The 18,283-nt window shown below is 71.2% G+C and carries 15 protein-coding genes; 6 read left to right on the top strand and 9 right to left on the bottom strand.

All coding sequences use genetic code 11. The annotated features are described in order from the left end of the window. Window positions 1-2: 2 nt before the first annotated feature. A complete protein-coding gene (locus GHC57_RS07225) occupies window positions 3-941 on the top strand; it encodes an alpha-E domain-containing protein (protein WP_153342678.1) in 939 nt (312 codons plus the stop codon). Between the two features lie 206 nt (window positions 942-1,147). Here the strand turns inward: GHC57_RS07225 and GHC57_RS07220 are convergent, their stop codons facing one another. The 4 genes from GHC57_RS07220 to GHC57_RS07205 form a co-directional block, all read right to left on the bottom strand. Continuing rightward, window positions 1,148-1,795, bottom strand: a complete 648-nt coding sequence (locus GHC57_RS07220) for an acyloxyacyl hydrolase (RefSeq protein WP_153342676.1) — start codon at window positions 1,793-1,795, stop codon at window positions 1,148-1,150. A gap of 134 nt (window positions 1,796-1,929) precedes the next feature. Next, complete coding sequence (locus tag GHC57_RS07215) at window positions 1,930-3,513, bottom strand: glycosyltransferase family 39 protein (RefSeq protein WP_153342674.1); 1,584 nt, start codon at window positions 3,511-3,513, stop codon at window positions 1,930-1,932. Next, window positions 3,510-4,460 carry a methylmalonyl Co-A mutase-associated GTPase MeaB gene (gene meaB, locus GHC57_RS07210; protein ID WP_170294738.1) on the bottom strand — a complete coding sequence of 317 codons (951 nt, stop codon included), beginning with the start codon at window positions 4,458-4,460 and terminating at the stop codon, window positions 3,510-3,512. Before meaB ends, GHC57_RS07215 begins: the two co-directional genes overlap by 4 nt. Window positions 4,461-4,927: 467 nt before the next feature. Then, window positions 4,928-5,599 (bottom strand): DUF4396 domain-containing protein, encoded by a 672-nt coding sequence (locus GHC57_RS07205; protein ID WP_153342672.1) that lies wholly within the window; start codon window positions 5,597-5,599, stop codon window positions 4,928-4,930. A 168-nt stretch (window positions 5,600-5,767) separates the two neighbouring features. Between GHC57_RS07205 and GHC57_RS07200 the strand changes: the two genes are divergently transcribed. The 4 genes from GHC57_RS07200 (at window position 5,768) to thiD (ending at window position 9,752) form a co-directional block, all read left to right on the top strand. Next, entirely contained in the window at window positions 5,768-6,937 is a 1,170-nt protein-coding gene (locus GHC57_RS07200; RefSeq protein WP_343031136.1) for an ATP phosphoribosyltransferase regulatory subunit, read from the top strand. Between the two features lie 80 nt (window positions 6,938-7,017). Continuing rightward, the gene (locus GHC57_RS07195) at window positions 7,018-7,926 is read left to right on the top strand and encodes an alpha/beta fold hydrolase (protein WP_153342670.1); all 909 of its coding nucleotides are present in this window, start codon (window positions 7,018-7,020) and stop codon (window positions 7,924-7,926) included. A 447-nt stretch (window positions 7,927-8,373) separates the two neighbouring features. Beyond that, the gene (gene trxA / locus GHC57_RS07190; RefSeq protein WP_170294737.1) at window positions 8,374-8,760 is read left to right on the top strand and encodes a thioredoxin; all 387 of its coding nucleotides are present in this window, start codon (window positions 8,374-8,376) and stop codon (window positions 8,758-8,760) included. A gap of 164 nt (window positions 8,761-8,924) precedes the next feature. After that, entirely contained in the window at window positions 8,925-9,752 is an 828-nt protein-coding gene (gene thiD / locus GHC57_RS07185; RefSeq protein WP_153342668.1) for a bifunctional hydroxymethylpyrimidine kinase/phosphomethylpyrimidine kinase, read from the top strand. Window positions 9,753-9,782: 30 nt separating this feature from the next. Here thiD and ptsP read toward each other — a convergent pair whose 3' ends face one another. The 3 genes from ptsP to GHC57_RS07170 form a co-directional block, all read right to left on the bottom strand. Beyond that, on the bottom strand, window positions 9,783-12,047 hold the full coding sequence (gene ptsP / locus GHC57_RS07180; RefSeq protein ID WP_153342666.1) for a phosphoenolpyruvate--protein phosphotransferase: 2,265 nt from the start codon (window positions 12,045-12,047) through the stop codon (window positions 9,783-9,785). Then, window positions 12,047-13,120: an NAD(P)H-dependent flavin oxidoreductase gene (locus GHC57_RS07175; RefSeq protein WP_153342664.1), complete on the bottom strand. Its 1,074-nt coding sequence runs from the start codon at window positions 13,118-13,120 to the stop codon at window positions 12,047-12,049. Before GHC57_RS07175 ends, ptsP begins: the two co-directional genes overlap by 1 nt. 78 nt (window positions 13,121-13,198) lie before the next feature. Further along, window positions 13,199-14,431 (bottom strand): aspartate kinase, encoded by a 1,233-nt coding sequence (locus GHC57_RS07170; protein WP_153342661.1) that lies wholly within the window; start codon window positions 14,429-14,431, stop codon window positions 13,199-13,201. A 266-nt stretch (window positions 14,432-14,697) separates the two neighbouring features. Here GHC57_RS07170 and ubiG point away from each other — a divergent pair, with 266 nt between their 5' ends. Beyond that, complete coding sequence (gene ubiG, locus GHC57_RS07165; RefSeq protein ID WP_153342659.1) at window positions 14,698-15,459, top strand: bifunctional 2-polyprenyl-6-hydroxyphenol methylase/3-demethylubiquinol 3-O-methyltransferase UbiG; 762 nt, start codon at window positions 14,698-14,700, stop codon at window positions 15,457-15,459. A gap of 59 nt (window positions 15,460-15,518) precedes the next feature. Here ubiG and leuD read toward each other — a convergent pair whose 3' ends face one another. Both leuD and purH read right to left on the bottom strand, forming a co-directional pair. Continuing rightward, entirely contained in the window at window positions 15,519-16,139 is a 621-nt protein-coding gene (leuD, locus tag GHC57_RS07160) for a 3-isopropylmalate dehydratase small subunit (RefSeq protein ID WP_153342715.1), read from the bottom strand. Between the two features lie 237 nt (window positions 16,140-16,376). After that, window positions 16,377-17,945: a bifunctional phosphoribosylaminoimidazolecarboxamide formyltransferase/IMP cyclohydrolase gene (gene purH / locus GHC57_RS07155; protein ID WP_425500656.1), complete on the bottom strand. Its 1,569-nt coding sequence runs from the start codon at window positions 17,943-17,945 to the stop codon at window positions 16,377-16,379. Window positions 17,946-18,283 lie beyond the last annotated feature (338 nt).

Below are 18,283 nucleotides of genomic sequence, written 5' to 3'. Positions count from 1 at the left end.
TCATGCTGAGCCGGACCGCCGAAAACCTCTACTGGATGGCCCGCATGATGGAGCGGTCCGAGAACATGGCCCGCATCCTGGACGTCAGCCACCGCATGTCTCAGTTGCCGGGCGGCCAGGACGCCTCGCGCGAGTGGCTGCCGGCGCTGGTCATCTCCGGCCAGCACGAGGACTATGAGACCAAGTACGCGGATGTCAGCGCGGGGCACGTCATCGCCTACATGGCGCTGGATCCGGACAACCCGTCGTCGATCCGCAGCACGGTCCGGGCCGCGCGTGAGAACGCCCGGGCCGAGCGGAACATGCTGCCGACCGAGGTGTTCGAATCCATCAACAGCACCTGGCTGGAGATGCAGGACATCCAGTATTCCCGGCTGGTCGAGCTGGGCTACCGCGAGTTCTTCGAGTGGGTGAAGGAGCGCAGCCAGTTGTTCGCCGGGGTCATCGGCGGGTCCATGCTGACCACCGACGCCTACTTCTTCACCCGCCTGGGCGTGATGGTGGAGCGCGCCGACAACACCGCCCGCCTGCTGGACGTGAAATATCACGTGCTGGTGCCGGACGAGGACAAGGCGGATGAGGCCGTGGACTACTACCAGTGGGGCGCCCTGCTGCGCGCGCTGTCGGCGTTCAAGGCCTACCGCATGATCTACCGCGACAGCATCAAGCCGCGCCAGGTGGTGGACCTGCTGGTGCTGCGGCGGGAGTTTCCGCGCGCGCTGCACGCCTGTTACGCCGAGATCGTGCCGATCCTGGAGACCCTGAGCGCCGAGCCCGAATGCCAGCGCATGGCCGGGCAGATGTACTCCCGGTTGCGCTACGACCGGCCCCAGGACGTGACCCGGCGCGGCCTGCATCGCTTCCTGACCGACTTCGTCACCCGCAACGGGCAACTGTCCAACGAGATCGCGCGGTCGTTCCTGTTCGTCCCGGCGGATTGAGGCCGGCTGCGCGCCGGTCTCCGGTGGGCGGCTTCGCGCCGAAGGCGCAAGCCGCCGCAAGCGGTCCCGCATCCGGCGGATTGCCCGGCGATGCCGGGCTAATCCGCCCTACAGGCTCGCACAGGCCGTTCGGGCCGTCCGTAGGGCGGCTTCGCGCCGAAGGCGCAAGCCGCCGCAAGCGGTCCCGCATCCGGCGATTCGGGCCGTCAGTTCCCGAACAGCGAGTCGAACGGGATCGAATAGTTGAGGGTCACGTTCTCCACGCCCGGGTTGCTGTCACCCAGGTCGGCGTTGGAGATGTGGTGCGCGGCGATCCCCAGCCGGCTGCCGTCGTCGAACTGCCACGCGGCCTCGATGCCCGAGCGGAACTCCAGCGGATAGCCCAGGTCGCGGCCGGCCCCGGCGCTGTACAGGCCGAGGGCCGCATTGGGCGTGACGATGAAGTTCTCGCCGAAGTACACGTCCAGCCCGAAGCCGCCGTAGCCGTAGACCGAGCCCAGGTGGTTGACCTCGATCCCGGTGAAGGGCGTGAACCGCCACAGCTTGTAGGGCAGCCGGGCCTCCAGTCGGATCATGCCGGTGGTCTCGTTGCCGTCGTCTTCCCCGTTGTCCACGTAGACGTTATGGCCGCCGACGCCGAAGGTCACACGGAACGGCTCGTCCGGCCCCGAGGCGAGGATATCGTTGCCGCGAATGGCGTCCCCCACCAGGCCCGCCGCGACGACCGCGGCCGCCGAGCCGGCCAGCATGTTGAACAGCGCATCGGCGTGCGCGGGTGCTGCCGGCACGGTGCCGACGGATACGGCCGCCAGGGCACCCGCCCCCGCCAGGAGTGCCTGAGACTTGGTCGCCATCCGCGGTGTTCCCCCACTATCAAGGCTGGCCGTTCCGTCGGGAAAACGGGGGCGATACCTCGACCCGGCCCGGGAACGGTCACGGACAGACACCTACTCCATCCCGCGCGGGCGTTCAAGTCGCGGCGCGGTGCCTAACGGCAGGTGCCCAGACCCTCGGGACTCAGGTGAAACGCGAAGGACACACTGCGGTCCGGGGCCAGGGTCAGGGGCAGGTCCCGCACCGTCACCGAGGAAAGCCATCCCTCCGGCGGCGCGGCCCCGACCATCCCGGTCAGGGTGGTGGCGATGGGGTCCGCCTCCAGCGCACCGTCGCGCAGGGCCGCCGCCTCGCGCGGGGACAGCAGGATCAGGCAGGCGCCCGCGCCCGGCACCCCACCCGGGGGTCGCCCCGGGGGCCGCCAGTGGGGATAGTGCCGCGCGAGCATGCGGGCCTCGGGAAAGGCCGGGCGCAGGTTGGCCCCCCAGTCCAGCGACGCGGCGACGATGGTGCCGTCCGAGAACCCGGCGGCCCGCACGGCCTCGGCCGCCCGGTCTGCGGGCAGCAGGGGCAGGCAGCGGCCGCAGCCGGCGGGCTCGATCCAGGCGCGGTGGACGGCCGTCCCGGCCAGCAGCACCAGGGCGAGCCCGACCAGCCCCCAGCCCAGCGCGCGCCGCCGCCAGGGCGCCAGGGTCAGGCCGCGCGCCCGCATCCACAGCAGCGGGATCGCGGGCATCACCAGCGCGGCCGGCATCAGATAATGATAGCGCAGCCGGTGCCCGCCGGAGGCCAGCACCACGGCCAGCGTCAGCGCCATGGCGGCGGCCACGTACACCAGCAGCACCCGATCCCAGCGCGGCGTGCCGGGCGTGGGTTCCGCACGCCCCCCCCACACCCGCCGCCAGGGCACCAGCGCCAGCGCGAGCACCAGGGGCGGCGCCATGCCCGCGATGGGGTCCGCGACCACGTTGAGCAGCAGGCCCGGCATCGCCTCCAGCCAGCCCACCGGCTCGCCCCGGCTCGTGATGCTGGCCACGCGCTCGGTCAGGGAGCTGTCCTGCCCCAGCCGCCAGATCAGGTGCCCCGGCACGGCCAGCAGCGGCGCCACCGCCGCCCACAGCACCCGGCGGTCGAGCAGGGCCGCGCGGGTCGCGGGCTCGGCCAGGGCGGCCAGCCCCAGCGCCAGCACGAACACGGCGATGGTGTACTTGGACAGCGCGCCGACGGCCAGCGCCGCCCCCAGCGCGACAAAGCGGCCCGCGCCCGGGCGCTCCACGACGCGCACGGCGGTCCACAGGATCAGCGCCGTGGCGGTCAGCAGCAGGGTGGTGTGGGTGAAGTGGCGCGCGCCCTCGAACCCGAACAGGGCCGTCCCGCCCACACCCGCCAGCGCCCCGGCGGCCAGGGCGGCATCGCCGCCCGCCATGCGCCGGACGGCGTCGTACAGGGCCAGGACCCCAACGACGATGATCCCCCAGCGCAGCAGGATGGAGCCCGCCAGGGACGGCCCGACGGCCTCGGTCACCGCCATCTGAAGCCAGTTGTAGAGCGGCGGCTGTTCGACATCGTAGCCCCAGGCCCAGCCCTGGGCGAACAGCATGCTCTCCAGCTCGTCGCGGCCCAGCCCGCTGGACAGCCCCAGCGTCAGCGCCAGATGCCCGAGCACCAGGAACAGCCCGAGCGCCCAGCGCCCGCCGGATGTCGCCAGCGGCCCGCCGACGATGGCCCCGGCGGTCATCCGCCCGCGCCGAGCGTTGCGGCCACCGCGCCCAGCCGCGCGAACGGGCTTTCGTCCCGCGCCAGCGAGAGCGTGCCGGCCTTGCGCAGCCCCTCGCGGCCGAAGCGCTCGCGGACGAACTCGACCAGCCAGGACTCGCCCTGGGCGTGGCGCGCCTTCGCCCGACGGCCGTCCGCATCCAGGTGGGCGGCGTGGGCGTCGATGGTCGCCACCAGCTCGTCAATGCCCTGCTGGCGGCTGGCCGAGACCTTCAGCACGGGCACATCCCAGTCGCTCCAGTGCTCGCCCAGGCTGAGCGCCCCCACCACATCGGCCCGGGCGCGCTCGGCGGCGACCGCCATGTCGGCCTTGGTGACGACCACGATGTGGGGGATCTCGGCGATGCCGGCCTTCATGAACTGCAGGCTGTCGCCCGATCCGGGCTGGACGCAGAACAGCACCGTGTCGGCGACGCCGACGATCTCGGTTTCCGACTGGCCGACGCCGACCGACTCCACCAGCACGATGTCATACAGCGCCCGCATCAGCACCATGGCCGCCGTGGTCAGCCCGGCAAGCCCGCCCAGATGGTCGCGCGCCGCCATGGAGCGGACGAAGACGCCCTGATCCTCGGGGTTGTTCTTCAGCCGGGTGCGGTCGCCCAGCAGCGCGCCGCCGGAGCGCCGCGACGAGGGATCGACCGCGATCACGCCCACGGTCTGGCCGCGCCCGCGCCAGGTGTCGATCAGGCCGCTGATGAGGGTGGACTTGCCCACCCCCGGCGGGCCGGTGATGCCGACCACATGGGCGCGCGGCGCCCGATAGGCGGCGCTGAGCAGGTCGGCGGTGTGCCCGCTGTCGGGCTGGCTTTCCAGCATGGCCAGGGCGCGGGCCAGGGCCGCCTTGCCGCCGGCGGCGACCTCGTCCAGGGTCAGGGCGTCGAGCGCGGCGGGCATCTGTTCAGGCATGGCGCGTCGCTTTCTCCGGTCGGGCGGGGGGAGCCAGGGGACGGGTACGATCCTGCGTGTGTAGGCATCCCGCCCCGGGTCGTCAACGCGCCCGCTCCTTTACGCAGGGCGACAGGCTAAGGTTAACGGCACCCCTCCTGCGAGGCTTTGCAGCGGTTCGGAGACCCACGCTCGAGATCCTTCAGCCGCTTCGCGGCTTCAGGATGACATCTATTCGTTTTATTTCGTCATCCCGAGCGAGCGAAGCGAGACGAGGGATCTCGAGAGGCGTGCTCTGCCGGCGCGGACTGCGCCGTCATGTTAACCTGCGCTCGTTGTCCTGCTCCTTTACGGCACTCGGCCCATTCGCATGCACACCAAACCGGCGCGACGGCGAAAAAACATCAAAAATCCTCCGCGACCGCGCCGGCGGGCCGAAGGCCCGGAGCCGCGCGCCCCGCAGGGGCGCTGCGGCGAAAGTCCTGTCATCAGTGCGCGTGCGCCTCGCCCGGATGGCCCATGCCCTCCTTGATGCCGAAGTGGATCAGCAGCACGTTCGCCGGCCACGCGGCCAGAAGCCCGGCGCTGAGCGACACCAGCAGGCCGGTCCAGAACAGCGGCTCGCTCATGCCGGCGCCGCCCGCCAGCCAGATATCCACACTGATCGCGACCACTTCCATGACGGTGATGGAGATGGTCTCGCTGACGAGGGTATCCTTCAGGGCCACGGGGAAGGTCTCGCCGGCGGCCATCAGCGGGCCGATGGTCAGGGCGAACCCGGCCACGTAGGCGAGCGCGAAGCTGACCGCCCCGACGGCCAGGGTGCCCAGCGCCAGGATCCCGGCGGCGATGATGACGCCGGCGATCTCGCCGATGCCGCATCCCGCGTAGCAGTGCGACACCGACCGAAAGGCGCGCCGGGACAGGCTGTCGCGGGCGATCTGCGCCCGGCCGGACCAATAGTACACGGCCAGTCCGATCGGCCCCGAATAGGACACGGTCAGGATCCAGACCCAGCGCATCAGCCCGTGGGTCTGGGGATTGCGGGTGCGCAGGTCGTACAGCAGCCAGACGACGCACAGGGCGTTCAACGCCACCCAGACGGACAGCGTCGCCGGGTGGTTCAGCACGGGCACGAGGGCGGATCGGATCGCGTCCATGAGCACTCTCTCCCAAGGGTGAAGTCCGGGGGCGGGGCTGTTGCCACAACGCGCCCGACGGTGCGCGCGTTCCCGGGTCCCGGGGGTGCCTCCAGGTTTTGGTTTGCGGCGCCCCGCCGGAGGGACTAAACACCGGGGCACCATGTCCCGCCGCCAGACAGGTCCGTCATGACCATGACCGACACGCTTCATCCCGCCCTGCTGCCCAACGGCCTGAGCGACGGCCTGCCGCCGCGCGCCGAACGCGAGGCCGACGTCGTGGACGGCCTGATGGCCTTCGTCCGCGCGTTCGGCTACCGCCGGGTCAAGCCGCCCCTGATCGAGTTCGAGGACGGCCTGCTGACCGGGGCCGGCGGCGCCCTTGTGCGCGACACCTTCCGCGTCATGGATCCGGTCTCGCAGCGCATGATGGGCGTGCGGCCGGACTTCACGGTGCAGATCGGCCGCATCGCCACGACGCGCCTGCGCCATGACCCGCGCCCGCTGCGCCTGTGCTACGCCGGGCAGGTGCTGCGGGTGAGGGGCACCCAGCTCCGGCCCGAGCGCCAGTTCACCCAGGTGGGGGCCGAGCTGATCGGCGCCGACGGCCCGGCCGCCGAGGCCGAGGTGGTGGTGCTCGCCGCCGAGGCGCTGGAGGCCGTGGGCGTCGTGGACGCCACCATTGACCTCAACCTGCCCACCCTGCTGGGCGTGCTGTGCGAGGCCCACGCCGTGCCCGACGCGGTGCGGGCGGCGCTGCGCCCGGCGGTGGATCACAAGGACGTGGCGGCGGTGCGCGAGGCCGCCGCCGAGACCCCGGCCCTGGGGGCGCTGCTGGTGGCGCTGATCCAGGCCACCGGCCCCGCGCGCGAGGCGCTGGCGGAGATCGCCGCGCTCGACCTGCCCGCCGAGGCCGCCGCCCGCGTGGCGGCGCTGGGCGCGCTGGTGGATCGGGTCGAGGTCGCGCACCCCGGCCTGACCCTGACCGTGGATGCGCTGGAAAGCCGGGGGTTCGAGTACTACACGGGCGTCGGCTTCTCGGTGTTCGCCCGGGGCGCGCGCGGCGAGCTGGCGCGCGGCGGCCGCTACCGGGCCGGCCCGGAGGACCGGGGCGAGCCCGCCGCCGGGTTCACCCTGATGATGGACGCGGTGCTGGATGCCATCCCGGAGGTGGAGGCGACGCGCCGGGTGCTGGCCCCGCTCGACCACGACCGGGCGGCGGCGGCGCGGCTGCGCCAGGACGGCTGGGTGGTGGTCCAGGCCCTGGACGAGACGGCGGACCCGGCGGCGGAGGCGCGCCGGCTCGGCTGCGACTCCGTTCTGGGCGCCGCCGGCCCCGAGGCCCTGGCTTCGGCCTGAGCGCCCGCTTTCCCTTGACACCGCCCCGTCGGCCTGCATCGTCACGCGGGACAGAACGGTCGTGACCGGGGAGGCAGGCTTTGGCGCTGGAGTTCCACGAAAACACGCTGCGCATCGGCGAAACGGACGTCTACCACGTCACCGCGGGCGAGGGCCCCCCGCTGCTGCTGCTGCACGGCTATCCGCAGACCCACCGGGCGTGGCGCGCGGTGGCCGAGCGGCTGGCCGACCGCTTCACGGTGATCCTGCCCGACCTGCCCGGCTATGGCCGCAGCCGGGGGCCGGCTCCCGATCCGGGCAACGTGGCCTATTCCAAGCGGGCCATGGCCCGGACCATGGTGGGCCTGATGGCGGCCCTGGGCCACGAGACCTTTCACGTCGCCGGGCACGATCGCGGCGGGCGGGTGGCCTACCGTCTGTGCCTGGACCACCCCCGCGCCGTGCGCCGTCTGGCGGTGGTGGATATCCTGCCGACCTCGGATGTGTGGGCCATGATGACCGCCAAGCGGGCGCTGGCGACGCACCACTGGCTGTTCCTGGCCCAGCCCGCGCCGGTCCCCGAACGCATGATCTCCGCCGACCCGGCGCTCTACATCGGCCACCTCCTGGACCGCTGGGTGGGCCGCATCCGTCCTCTGGATCCGGAGGACCGCGCCGCCTACATCGCGCAGTTCGAGGACCCGGCCGTGGTGGCGGCCACCTGCGCCGACTACCGCGCCGGGGCGACCGTGGACTGGGCGCTGGACGAGGCGGACCGGCGGGCCGGCCGGCGTATCCTGTGCCCGACCACGGTGATCTGGGGCACGGGCTATCTGGCGGACAAGATGGGGCAGTCGCCCCTGACCACGTGGCGCAACTGGTGCGAACAGGCGACGGAGACCGCCTTGCCCTGCGGGCACTTCGTCATGGAGGAGGCCCCGGACGCCTGCGCCGACGCCCTGCGCGCCTTCATGCTCGGCCCGGCCGACGGCGACGGCATGATCGCCTGAGGCCGCGACGCTGCGCCGGACGGGGCTTGCAGCCCCGTCCGGACCGTTTTCCCTTGCGACAGGGATGAACGGTCCGGGCGGGAGTGCAACGCCCGCCCGGCATCACCGACCACCTCCACCAGAAGCAAGGCATGGCTTGGGGAACACGTCCGCCTTCCAGATCGAGCGGCCCGTCCGCGGCAGCAAAGCGTTCCTGCTCGGCCCGGCCGATGGCGACGGCATGATCGCCTGAGGCCGCCCCCGTCGCGCCCCCGTCGCGCCCGCCCCCCGGAAATTCCCGGCCGGGGGTTGAATCGCCCGCCGGATACGGTCAGGTTAAGACAACGCTGATGGGGCCACCGGCGTGTTTCCGGCTGATCCCCCCCATGGTTCGCCCGGTCCACACGGACAACCGGACCCGTTCCACGCCCCGTCATTCCACTTCATCGATGCGCAAGGGAGGGTCCAGTGGCGACTGTCACTCTGACCAAGGACAATGTTGAAGACGTCATCCGCTCGGACAATATGGTCATTCTCGACTTCTGGGCGGACTGGTGCGAGCCCTGCAAGAGCTTCGGCCCGACCTTCGAAAAGGTCAGCGAGGACCATCCGGACGTGACCTTCGCCAAGGTGGACGTGGACGCCGAGATGGAACTGGCCCAGAGCTTCGGTGTGCGCTCCATTCCCACGGTGGCCGTGCTGCGCGATCGCGTCGTGCTGTTCAATCAGGCCGGCGCCCTGCCCGAAAGCGCGCTGGAAAGCGTGGTCGAACAGGGCAAGGCCGTGGATATGGCCGCCGTGCACGATGAAATCGCGCGCAACGACCAGGGCGGCGAAGGCACCGCGACGGCCTGAGCCCCGGCGGCCCAAAGACATCCCCCGTCAAGACCGCGAGGCGGCCCGGCACCGGGCGGAGGTGCCGGGCCCTCGGCTCTTGATGTCTCCCCCCCCGACCCCGCGCGGTGGATGAAGCGCTGTCGTCCACCGCACGCACGAGATCCCACCGGACCCATTCAGACATGACCCAGCAGGACCGGCCCGCTCCCCGGGGGCGGGTGTTGATCGTCGCCGGCTCCGATTCGGGCGGCGGCGCCGGCATCCAGGCCGACATCAAGTCCGTGACCGCGCTCGGCGGCTTCGCCATGACCGCCATCACCGCCCTGACGGCCCAGAACACACGGGGCGTGCACGGCGTCCACGGCATCCCCGTGGACTTCGTCGTGCAGCAGATGCGGGTGGTGCTGGACGACCTGGGCGCCGATGCCGTCAAGACCGGCATGATGGGCCTGCCGGATGTGATCGAGGCGGTGGCCGACGCGCTGGCCGATCTGGCCCCGGATGTACCGCTGGTGGTGGACCCGGTCATGATGGCCAAGGGCGGGCACGCCCTGCTCGATCCCAGCGCCGAGGCCACGCTGCGCACCCGCCTGGTGCCGCGCGCCACCGTGCTGACCCCCAACGCGCCCGAGGCCGAAGCCCTGACCGGCCGCCCCATCGCCACCGTGGCCGACCTGGAAGAGGCGGGCCGCGCCCTGCTCGACATGGGGCCGCGCGCGGTGCTGATGAAGGGCGGGCATCTTGAGGGCGAGACCGTCACGGACCTGCTGATCGGCCCGGACGGCGTGGTCCGCATGGACGCGCCCCGCATCGCCTCCACCGCCACCCACGGCACCGGCTGCACGCTGGCGTCGGCCCTGGCCTGCGGCATCGCCCAGGGCCTGCCGCTGGAGCAGGCGGTCAGCCGCGCCCGCGCCTATGTCCGTTGCGCCATGGAAACCGCGCCCGGCTTCGGCAGCGGCCACGGCCCCATGAACCACGGCCACACGGTCGCGCCGTTTTCGGGGTGAACCGGGCGGTCTCGACCCGAGCGGCCGCCCCTACTCGATCTTGATGCCGTGATCGCGGGCGAAGGCGCGCAGGCCCCGGCGCGGGTTCGGGTCGTCCGACTCGGCCAGCGCCGTGACATAGGCCGTGACCTCGCGCGTGTCCATCGAGCGCAGCATCTGCTTGACCGGCCCCACCCCCTGGGCGGCCATGGACAGCGAGCGGTATCCCAGCCCGATCAGCGCCATGGCCTCGATCGGGCGCCCAGCCATCTCGCCGCAGACCGTGACCGGCTTGCCCGCCGCCTCGCACAGCCAGCGCACGTCGCGCAGCAGCCGCAGCACGGGCACCGACAGCGGATCGTAGCGCCCCGAGACGCGCGGGTTGCCTCGGTCGGTGGCGAACAGGAACTGCAGCAGGTCGTTGCTGCCCACGGACACGAAATCCACCTCGGGCAGCAGTTCCGGGAACTGGTACAGCAGCGACGGCACCTCCAGCATGGTGCCCACCCGCACCTGGCGGGGCAGCAGGCCGCCGCGCGCGCGTTCGCGCTCCACCTCCACGTCCAGCAGGCGGCGGGCCTGGCGGAACTCCTGCACGGTGGCGATCATGGGGAACATCAGGCGCAGGTCCTGCCCCGCGCTGGCCCGCAGCAGGGCGCGGATCTGGGCGCGCAGCACCGCCGGCCGGTCCAGCGTGATGCGGATCGACCGCCAGCCCATGGCCGGGTTGTCCTCGCCGTCGTTGGTCCAGTACGGCAGCAGCTTGTCCCCGCCCACATCCAGGGTGCGGAACACGACGGGCTTGCCGCCCGCCTGCTCGCGGATCTTCTGGTACAGCAGCGTCTGGGTGGCCACGTCCGGCAGGCTGGGCCGGGTCATGAACGGCAGTTCGGTGCGATACAGGCCGACGCCCATGGCGCCGGCGTCCTCCAGATGGCCCATGTCCATCAGCAGGCCGGCGTTCATCATGACCCGCACCGACACACGGTCGCGGGTCTCGAACGGCAGATGCCGCTCGGCGAGATAGACCTGCCGCCGGGCCTGCCGGGTCAGCACGCTGCGGCTGAAGGTCTCGCGCACATCGTCGCTGGGGCGAACGAACACCTGCCCGTTGTCGGCGTCCAGCGCCACCGTGTCGAAGGGCGCGATGCGGGTGAACACGCCATCCAGCCGCCCGATCACCGGGATGTCCAGCGCGCGCGCCACGATCACGGCGTGCATGGTGGGCGCGCCCTCTTCCATCAGCACGCCGCGCACCGAGCCCCGGGGGTAGTCCAGCAGCTCCGCCGGGCCCAGCGAGCGGCAGATCAGCACCGTATCGTCGGGCAACTGCGCGTGCGCCGAGGTCATGCCCTGCCCGGTCAGGTGCAGCAGCAGGCGGTTGGCGAGGTCCTCCAGGTCGTGCAGGCGCTCGCGGATATAGGGGTCGCTGGCCTGGGACAGCCGCACCTTCATGTCGTCGTCCACGCGGCGGACGGCGGCCTCGGCCGTCAGGCCCGAGCGGATGGCGTCGGAGATGCGCGACACCCATCCGGCGTCGTCGGCGAACATGCGGTAGGCTTCGAGGATCTCCCGGTAGTCGCCGCTCAGGTCCACGTGGGTCTGGATCAACTCGTCAATGGCGTGGCGCAGATCCTTCAGCGCCTCGCGCAGGCGGCGCAGTTCCTCTTCCGGGTCGTCGTTCAGCAGGCGCTCGATATGCACCTTGGGGCGGTGATAGACCGCCGTGCCCAGCACGCCGCCCGGGTTCAGGCCCAGGCCCTCCATGCGGAAGGGCAGCACGGCGTTGCCGGTGACCGGCCCCAGTTCGTCGCGCGGAATCAGGTCGGTGCCGGCCAGCAGTTCGGCCAGCACCATGGCGACGGTTTCCAGGGTCTCGATCTCGATGTCCTGGTACGGCCGCCGGTCCCGGTTCTGCACGGCCAGCACGCCGATCACCTGCCCGCCCCGGATCATGGGCACACCCATCAGCGAGGCATAGACGTCCTCGCCGGTCTCCGGCCGATAGGCGAAGCTGGGGTGGTCCCAGGCGTTGGGAGCGTTGAGCGGGCGGGCGCGGGCGGCGATCTCGCCCACCAGACCCTCGCCGACGCGCAGGCGGGTGACGTGGACGGCGTCCTGCGACAGGCCCTGGGTGGCGAACAGCTCCAGCACCTCGCCGGCCCGCATGACGTAGCAGGAGCAGACGTCGGAGCGCAGTTCCTCGCCGATCAGACGGACCGTGCGGTCAAGGCGGTCCTGCACCGTGCCGCCGCCGGCCATGTACTCGCGCAAACGCCCCAGCAGGCGCCGGCCGGTATCGTCGGCGAACGGCATCAGGGAACCGGGTCGGCGATGGGGACCGGGTGCGGCGCACCGCCGGCGCGTTGGGTCAGCGCGGCTTCGGCCTGGGCGATCAGGGTGTCGATGATGACCCGGGTCGGCTGCTCCTCCCTGACCAGACCGACGCTCTGGCCGGCCATCAGCGAGCCGTTTTCCACGTCGCCGTCGATGACCGCGCGGCGCAGCGCGCCGGCCCAGAAGTGCTCGATCTCAAGCTGGGCCGTCTTCTGATCCATCTCGCCGGCCTGGAAGCGGGCGATCACGTCGCGCTGGGTCTGCATGAACAGCTCGGTGCCCTTGTTGCGCAGGGCGCGGACGGGGATCACCGGGAAGCGCGGGTCCACCTGCACGGTGGGCATGGCGTCGCGGGCGTTGGCCTTGATGAAGGCGGCCTTGAAATTCGCATGCGCGATGCTCTCGGTGGCACAGACGAAGTGGGTGCCAAGCTGCACGCCGGCCGCGCCCATCTCCAGATAGGACACGATGGCCTCGCCGCGGCCGATGCCGCCGGCCACGAACACGGGCACCTGCTCCGCCACCTCGGGCAGGATCTCCTGCGCCAGCACGCTGGTGGAGACGGGGCCGATGTGCCCGCCGGCCTCGGTGCCCTCGATGATGAGGCCGTCCACGCCCGACTTGATGAGCTTGCGCGCCAGCGCGGTCGCCGGGGCGAAGCACAGCACGCGCGCGCCGCCGTCCTTCAGGCGGCGGATGGCCGGACCGGAGGGCAGGCCGCCGGCCAGCACCACGTGCCCCACCCGCGCCTGTTTGCAGACGTCCATCAGGGCGTCCAGCTCGGGATGCAGGGTGATGAGGTTGACGCCGAACGGCTTGTCGGTGAGCGCCTGGGTGGCGTCGATCTCCGCCGCCAGCAGGTCCGGCCCCATGGAGCCGCAGGCCAGCACGCCGAAGCCGCCGGCGTTGGAGATGGCGGCGACCAGATGGCGCTCCGAGACCCACGACATGGCCCCGCCCATGATCGCGGTCGGCGTGCCCAGCAGGGCGCAGCCGCGCGCCCACAGGCGGTCCAGGGTCTGGCGAGAGGTCTCGGCGGGGCGGGTGGTCATGGGTGTCGGGTCCGGTGGCTGGGGGCGGAGCGGCGGGCGAGGCGCGCGGGCGCGCCCCCGTCCGGCGGATCGGTCGGCTCAGGCGGCGTCGAGCCCATAGGCGGTGTGCAGCGCGCGCACCGCCAGTTCGGTGTATTCCTCGGAAATCAGCACGCTGATCTTGATCTCGGACGTGGTGATGACCTGGATGTTGATGCCCCGGTCGGCCAGCGCCTTGAACATGGTCTGCGCGACGCCGGCGTGGCTGCGCATGCCGACGCCGATGACCGAGACCTTGACCACGCCGTCATGGGCGGCCAGGGCCTTGTAGCCCAGCTCCTCCTGACGGTCCTCCAGCAGCCGCACGGCCTTGTCCCGGTCGCCGGTGGGCACCGTAAAGGTCAGGTCGGTGGAGTGGCCGTCGTCCGACACGTTCTGGACGATCATGTCCACGTTGATGTTGCCCTCGGCCAGGGGGCCGAAGATGCGCGCGGCGACTCCGGGCAGGTCCGAGACCTTGGTCAGGGTGACCTTGGCCTCGTCCCGGCTGTAGGTGATCCCGCTGACAAGTTCCTTTTCCACGATCTCGTCCTCGCCGCAAACCAGGGTTCCGGGCACGGTCCAGTATTCGGGCCAGCTATGGCGCACCTGAACCCGCACCCCATACTTCATTGCCATTTCCACCGAGCGCGTCTGCAACACCTTGGCCCCCAGCGACGCCATTTCCAGCATCTCCTCGTAGGTGACGCGGGCCAGCTTGCGGGCCTTGGGCACGATGCGCGGGTCGGTGGTGTAGACACCGTCCACGTCGGTATAGATATCACAGCGGTCCGCCTCCAGGGCCGCCGCCAGCGCCACCGCCGAGGTGTCCGAGCCGCCGCGCCCCAGGGTGGTCACGCGGTTGTCGGTGTCCCCGATGCCCTGGAAGCCGGCCACCACGGCCACCTGCCCCTGCGCCATGCGCTCCAGCAGGGTGGTGGTGTCGATGTCCAGGATGCGGGCGCGGCCGTGGGCCACATCGGTCCGGATGGGGATCTGCCAGCCCATCCAGGAGCGCGCCTCCACCCCCAGGTCCTGCAGCGCCATGGACAGCAGGCCCACCGTGACCTGCTCGCCCGTGGAGACGACCACGTCGTGTTCGCGCGCGTCGTGCATGGCCGAGACATCGCGGCACAGGCCCACCAGACGGTTGGTGTCGCCGGACATGGCGGAGACCACCACGGCGACCTCGTTGCCGGCCTCGACCTCGTCGGCGACGCGCCGGGCCACGGTCTTGATCCGCTCGATGTCCCCGACCGAGGTGCCGCCGAACTTCATCACGATACGCGCCATGGCTGGCCTGGTCCTTGTCTATCCGTGTCTGTCCGAGGCTGACGATCGGCCGGTGGGCGGAGAGCCGGCGGGCGGTGGCGCCCCACCGAGGCCCCCGGGACCCGGCCGCCGGGGCGATCCGGTTGCCGCCGTGCGCGTATCCCTGTAAACGGGTCGCATCACGGGGCCGTCGGGCGGCCCCTTCATACCCGCTCGCCCTTCCGGAGGCAAGGCCATGGGCCGCCGCCGGAGACCTCGTCGCAGCCTGTCCGGAGACCGCCGCCGCCATGTCCGCAGCCCCCGCCTCCAACGCTCCCGCCAGTTCCGCGGTGGACGCCGAACTGGCGAAGTTCGCCGCCATGGCCGACACCTGGTGGGACCCCGACGGCCCGTTCAAGCCGCTGCACACGTTCAACCCGACGCGGCTGACCTACATCCGCGACAACGCCGCCGAGCGCTTCGGGCGCGACATCGGCCAGCGCCATCCCTTCGCCGGGCTGCGCCTGCTGGACATCGGCTGCGGCGGCGGTCTGCTGTGCGAGCCCATGGCGCGGATGGGCTTCGACGTCACCGGCATCGACGCCACCGAGAAGAACACGAAAATCGCCGCCGTCCACGCCGAACAGAGCGGCCTGGACATCGCCTATCGCTGCGCCACCCCCGAAACCCTGGTGGCCGAGGGTCGGACCTTCGACGTGGTGCTGACCATGGAGGTGGTGGAGCACGTCGCCGACGTGGACGCCTTCCTGCACAGTTGCGGCGCGCTGGTGGCGCCGGGCGGCCTGCTGATCGGGGCCACCCTGAACCGCACCGCCAAGGCGTTCGCGCTGGCCAAGGTGGGCGCCGAGTACGTGCTGCGCTGGCTGCCCCGGGGCACCCACGACTGGAAGAAGTTCGTCAAGCCGTCGGAGTTCGCGGCCGGCCTGCGCGCCGGCGGGCTGGCGGTGGACGGCTTCGCGGGCATGACCTTCAACCCGCTGGCCCGCACCTGGTCGCTGACCCGCGACCTGGACGTGAACTACATGATCGCGGCCCACAAACCGGCTTAAAGGCGGGAGCGGGGCGGGGCGGGGCCGGTCCGGCCGCTGCCCCGCCCGCCGGGATCGCGCTACTCCGCCGCCGGGGTCAGCCAGGGGAACTGGGTGGCGCGCCGGTCCTCGAACGCCTGGATGGCGTCCGCCTTCTCCAGCGTCAGGCCGATGTCGTCCAGGCCGTTGAGCAGGCAGTGCTTGCGGAACGGGTCGATGTCGAACGTCACCACGCCGCCGTCCGGCCCGCGGATCTCCTGCGCCTCCAGATCCACGGTCACGGTGGCGTTGGCGCCGCGCCGGGCGTCGTCCATCAGCTTGTCCACGTCCTCCTGCGGCAGGCGGATGGGCAGGATGCCGTTCTTGAAGCAGTTGTTGTAGAAGATGTCGGCGAAGCTGGGCGCGATGATGCAGCGGATGCCGAAGTCCAGCAGCGCCCACGGCGCATGCTCGCGCGACGAGCCGCAGCCGAAGTTGTCGCCCGCCACCAGGATGGACGCCCCCCGGTACGCCGGCTGGTTCAGCACGAAGTCGGGCGCTTCCGCCCCGTCGTCGTCATAGCGCATCTCGAAGAACAGGCTCTTGCCCAGGCCGGTGCGCTTGATCGTCTTCAGGAACTGCTTGGGGATGATCATGTCGGTATCGACATTGACGATCGGCAGCGGGGCGGCGACTCCGGTGAGGGTCTTGAACGGCTCCATGGCGGGTCCTTTCCTGAGCATGTGTTGGCCCGTTCTAGCGCGCGGGCCCGGCGGTTCAAATGGCGCGCTGACCACGCCCAATGTGTCGTGTCATCCCGAGCCGCCAACGGCGGCGAGGGACCTCGGGAGGCAAGGAGACCAAGCCCCTGCCGCATGCCCAGGCCCGAGATCCTTCGCCCCTTTCGGGGCTCAGGATGACGATCCGGATTCATCGCCGCTCAGCGATGAACGGATCACTCAATGCCGGAAGTGGCGCATGCCCGTGAACACCATGGCGAGGCCGGCCGCATCGGCGGCGGCGATCACCTCGTCGTCGCGCACCGAGCCGCCGGGCTGGATCACCGCCGTCGCCCCGGCCTCCACCGCCGCCGTCAGGCCGTCGGCGAAGGGGAAGAAGGCGTCCGAGGCCACCACCGAGCCCTGCGTCAGCGGCACCGTGATGCCGGCGGCGCGGGCGGCGTCGTCGGCCTTGCGCGCGGCGATGCGGGCGCTGTCCACGCGGCTCATCTGGCCGGCGCCGATGCCCACGGTCACGCCGTCCTTCACATAGACGATGGCGTTCGACTTGACGTGCTTGCAGACCCGGAAGGCGAGCAGCAGGTCGGACATCTCGGCCGGTGTCGGCGCACGCTTCGTGACCACCTTCAGGTCGGCCTCGTCCACCCGGCCGGTGTCGCGGGTCTGCGCCAGCATGCCGCCGGCGACCGACCGGATCGTCAGGCCGGGCGTGGTCGGGTCCGGCATGACGCCGGTGATGAGCAGGCGCAGGTTCTTCTTGACCGCGAACACAGCCTTGGCCTGATCGTCGGCGTCGGGCGCGATCACCACTTCGGTGAAGATGCTGGTGATGGCCTCGGCGGCGGCCCGGTCCAGCGCCCGGTTGACGGCGACGATGCCCCCGAACGCGCTGACGGGATCGCAGGCCAGCGCCTTTTCATAGGCCCCGCGCAGGGTCTCGCCGACGGCGACGCCGCAGGGGTTGGCGTGCTTGATGATGGCCACCGCCGGGTCGCTGAACTCGCTGACCAGATCAAAGGCCGCATCGGTGTCGTTCAGGTTGTTGTACGACAGTTCCTTGCCCTGCACCTGATGGGCGTTGGCCACCCCCGGGCGCGCCAGCCCGTGGACGTAGAACGCGGCCTCCTGATGCGGGTTCTCGCCGTAGCGCAGGGACTGCTTCAGGCGGCCGGCGGCGACCAGATGGCGCGGGAAGGTCTCGCCCACCTCGCCCGAGAACCAGCGGCCGATGGCGGCGTCATAGGCGGCGGTGCGCCCGAAGGCGCGGGCGGCGAGCAGACGGCGCAGGTCCATTGAAACGCAGCCGCTGTGGGTCTTCAGGTCCGCGAGCAGGGCCTCGTAGTCCTCGGGGTCCGTCACCACGGCGACGGCGGTGTGGTTCTTGGCCGCCGCGCGGATCAGGGCCGGGCCGCCGATGTCGATGTTCTCGACACAGGTGGCGAAGTCGGCGCCCTTCGCCACCGTGGACTCGAACGGATAGAGGTTGACCACCACCAGGTCGATGGGCGCGATGCCGTGCTCGGCCATGGCGGCTTCGTGCTCGGGGTTGCCGCGCAGGCCCAGGATGCCGCCGTGGATGGTCGGGTGCAGGGTCTTGACGCGGCCGTCCAGCATCTCCGGGAAGCCGGTGTGGTCCGACACCTCGGTGACCGGCGCGCCGGCCTCGGCGATGGCGCGGGCGGTGCCGCCGGTGGAGAGGATCTCGGTCCCGTGGCCGTGCAGCGCCTTGGCGAGCGCGGCCAGCCCGGTCTTGTCGGACACCGAGATCAGCGCGCGCCGAATCGGCACGAGGTCCTGGACGGGAGCGGCGGGCACGGCGGTGGGGGCGGACACGGGCGGGATCTCCGGCGTTGTGGACGGGGTCGGGTGATGATCCGGGTCCTATACCAAGACGCCCCGGCTTGGAAGGCGAAACCGCCCCGGGACCGGGTCCGGCCGGGACGTCAGGGGGCCTCGTCAGATGCGGCTGACCTCAGCCAAAGTGCATACCCGAAAGACCGGCTGTTATGACTTTTGATCGAATTGTATGGACATGCAGGTTTGCCGTACAATCCTCTAGTGTCAAAGTCTGTATTGGATACACTTCGGCAGTAAAGCGGGCCACTGGTTTCGGCGTATTTGGCGCG

It is taken from the genome of Roseospira navarrensis, assembly GCF_009601025.1.
GTDB lineage: Bacteria > Pseudomonadota > Alphaproteobacteria > Rhodospirillales > Rhodospirillaceae > Rhodospira > Rhodospira navarrensis.
The sequence above is the reverse complement of the archived record's forward strand: the minus strand, read 5'-3'. Positions and strand labels throughout refer to the sequence as shown.

Coding starts and splice junctions, on each gene's coding strand:
- GHC57_RS07225 (WP_153342678.1), top strand. CDS start 3: ATGCTGAGCCGGACCGCCGAAAACCTCTACTGGATGGCCCGCATGATG.
- GHC57_RS07220 (WP_153342676.1), bottom strand. CDS start 1,795: ATGGCGACCAAGTCTCAGGCACTCCTGGCGGGGGCGGGTGCCCTGGCG.
- GHC57_RS07215 (WP_153342674.1), bottom strand. CDS start 3,513: ATGACCGCCGGGGCCATCGTCGGCGGGCCGCTGGCGACATCCGGCGGG.
- meaB (WP_170294738.1), bottom strand. CDS start 4,460: ATGCCTGAACAGATGCCCGCCGCGCTCGACGCCCTGACCCTGGACGAG.
- GHC57_RS07205 (WP_153342672.1), bottom strand. CDS start 5,599: ATGGACGCGATCCGATCCGCCCTCGTGCCCGTGCTGAACCACCCGGCG.
- GHC57_RS07200 (WP_343031136.1), top strand. CDS start 5,768: ATGACCATGACCGACACGCTTCATCCCGCCCTGCTGCCCAACGGCCTG.
- thiD (WP_153342668.1), top strand. CDS start 8,925: ATGACCCAGCAGGACCGGCCCGCTCCCCGGGGGCGGGTGTTGATCGTC.
- ptsP (WP_153342666.1), bottom strand. CDS start 12,047: ATGCCGTTCGCCGACGATACCGGCCGGCGCCTGCTGGGGCGTTTGCGC.
- GHC57_RS07175 (WP_153342664.1), bottom strand. CDS start 13,120: ATGACCACCCGCCCCGCCGAGACCTCTCGCCAGACCCTGGACCGCCTG.
- GHC57_RS07170 (WP_153342661.1), bottom strand. CDS start 14,431: ATGGCGCGTATCGTGATGAAGTTCGGCGGCACCTCGGTCGGGGACATC.
- ubiG (WP_153342659.1), top strand. CDS start 14,698: ATGTCCGCAGCCCCCGCCTCCAACGCTCCCGCCAGTTCCGCGGTGGAC.
- leuD (WP_153342715.1), bottom strand. CDS start 16,139: ATGGAGCCGTTCAAGACCCTCACCGGAGTCGCCGCCCCGCTGCCGATC.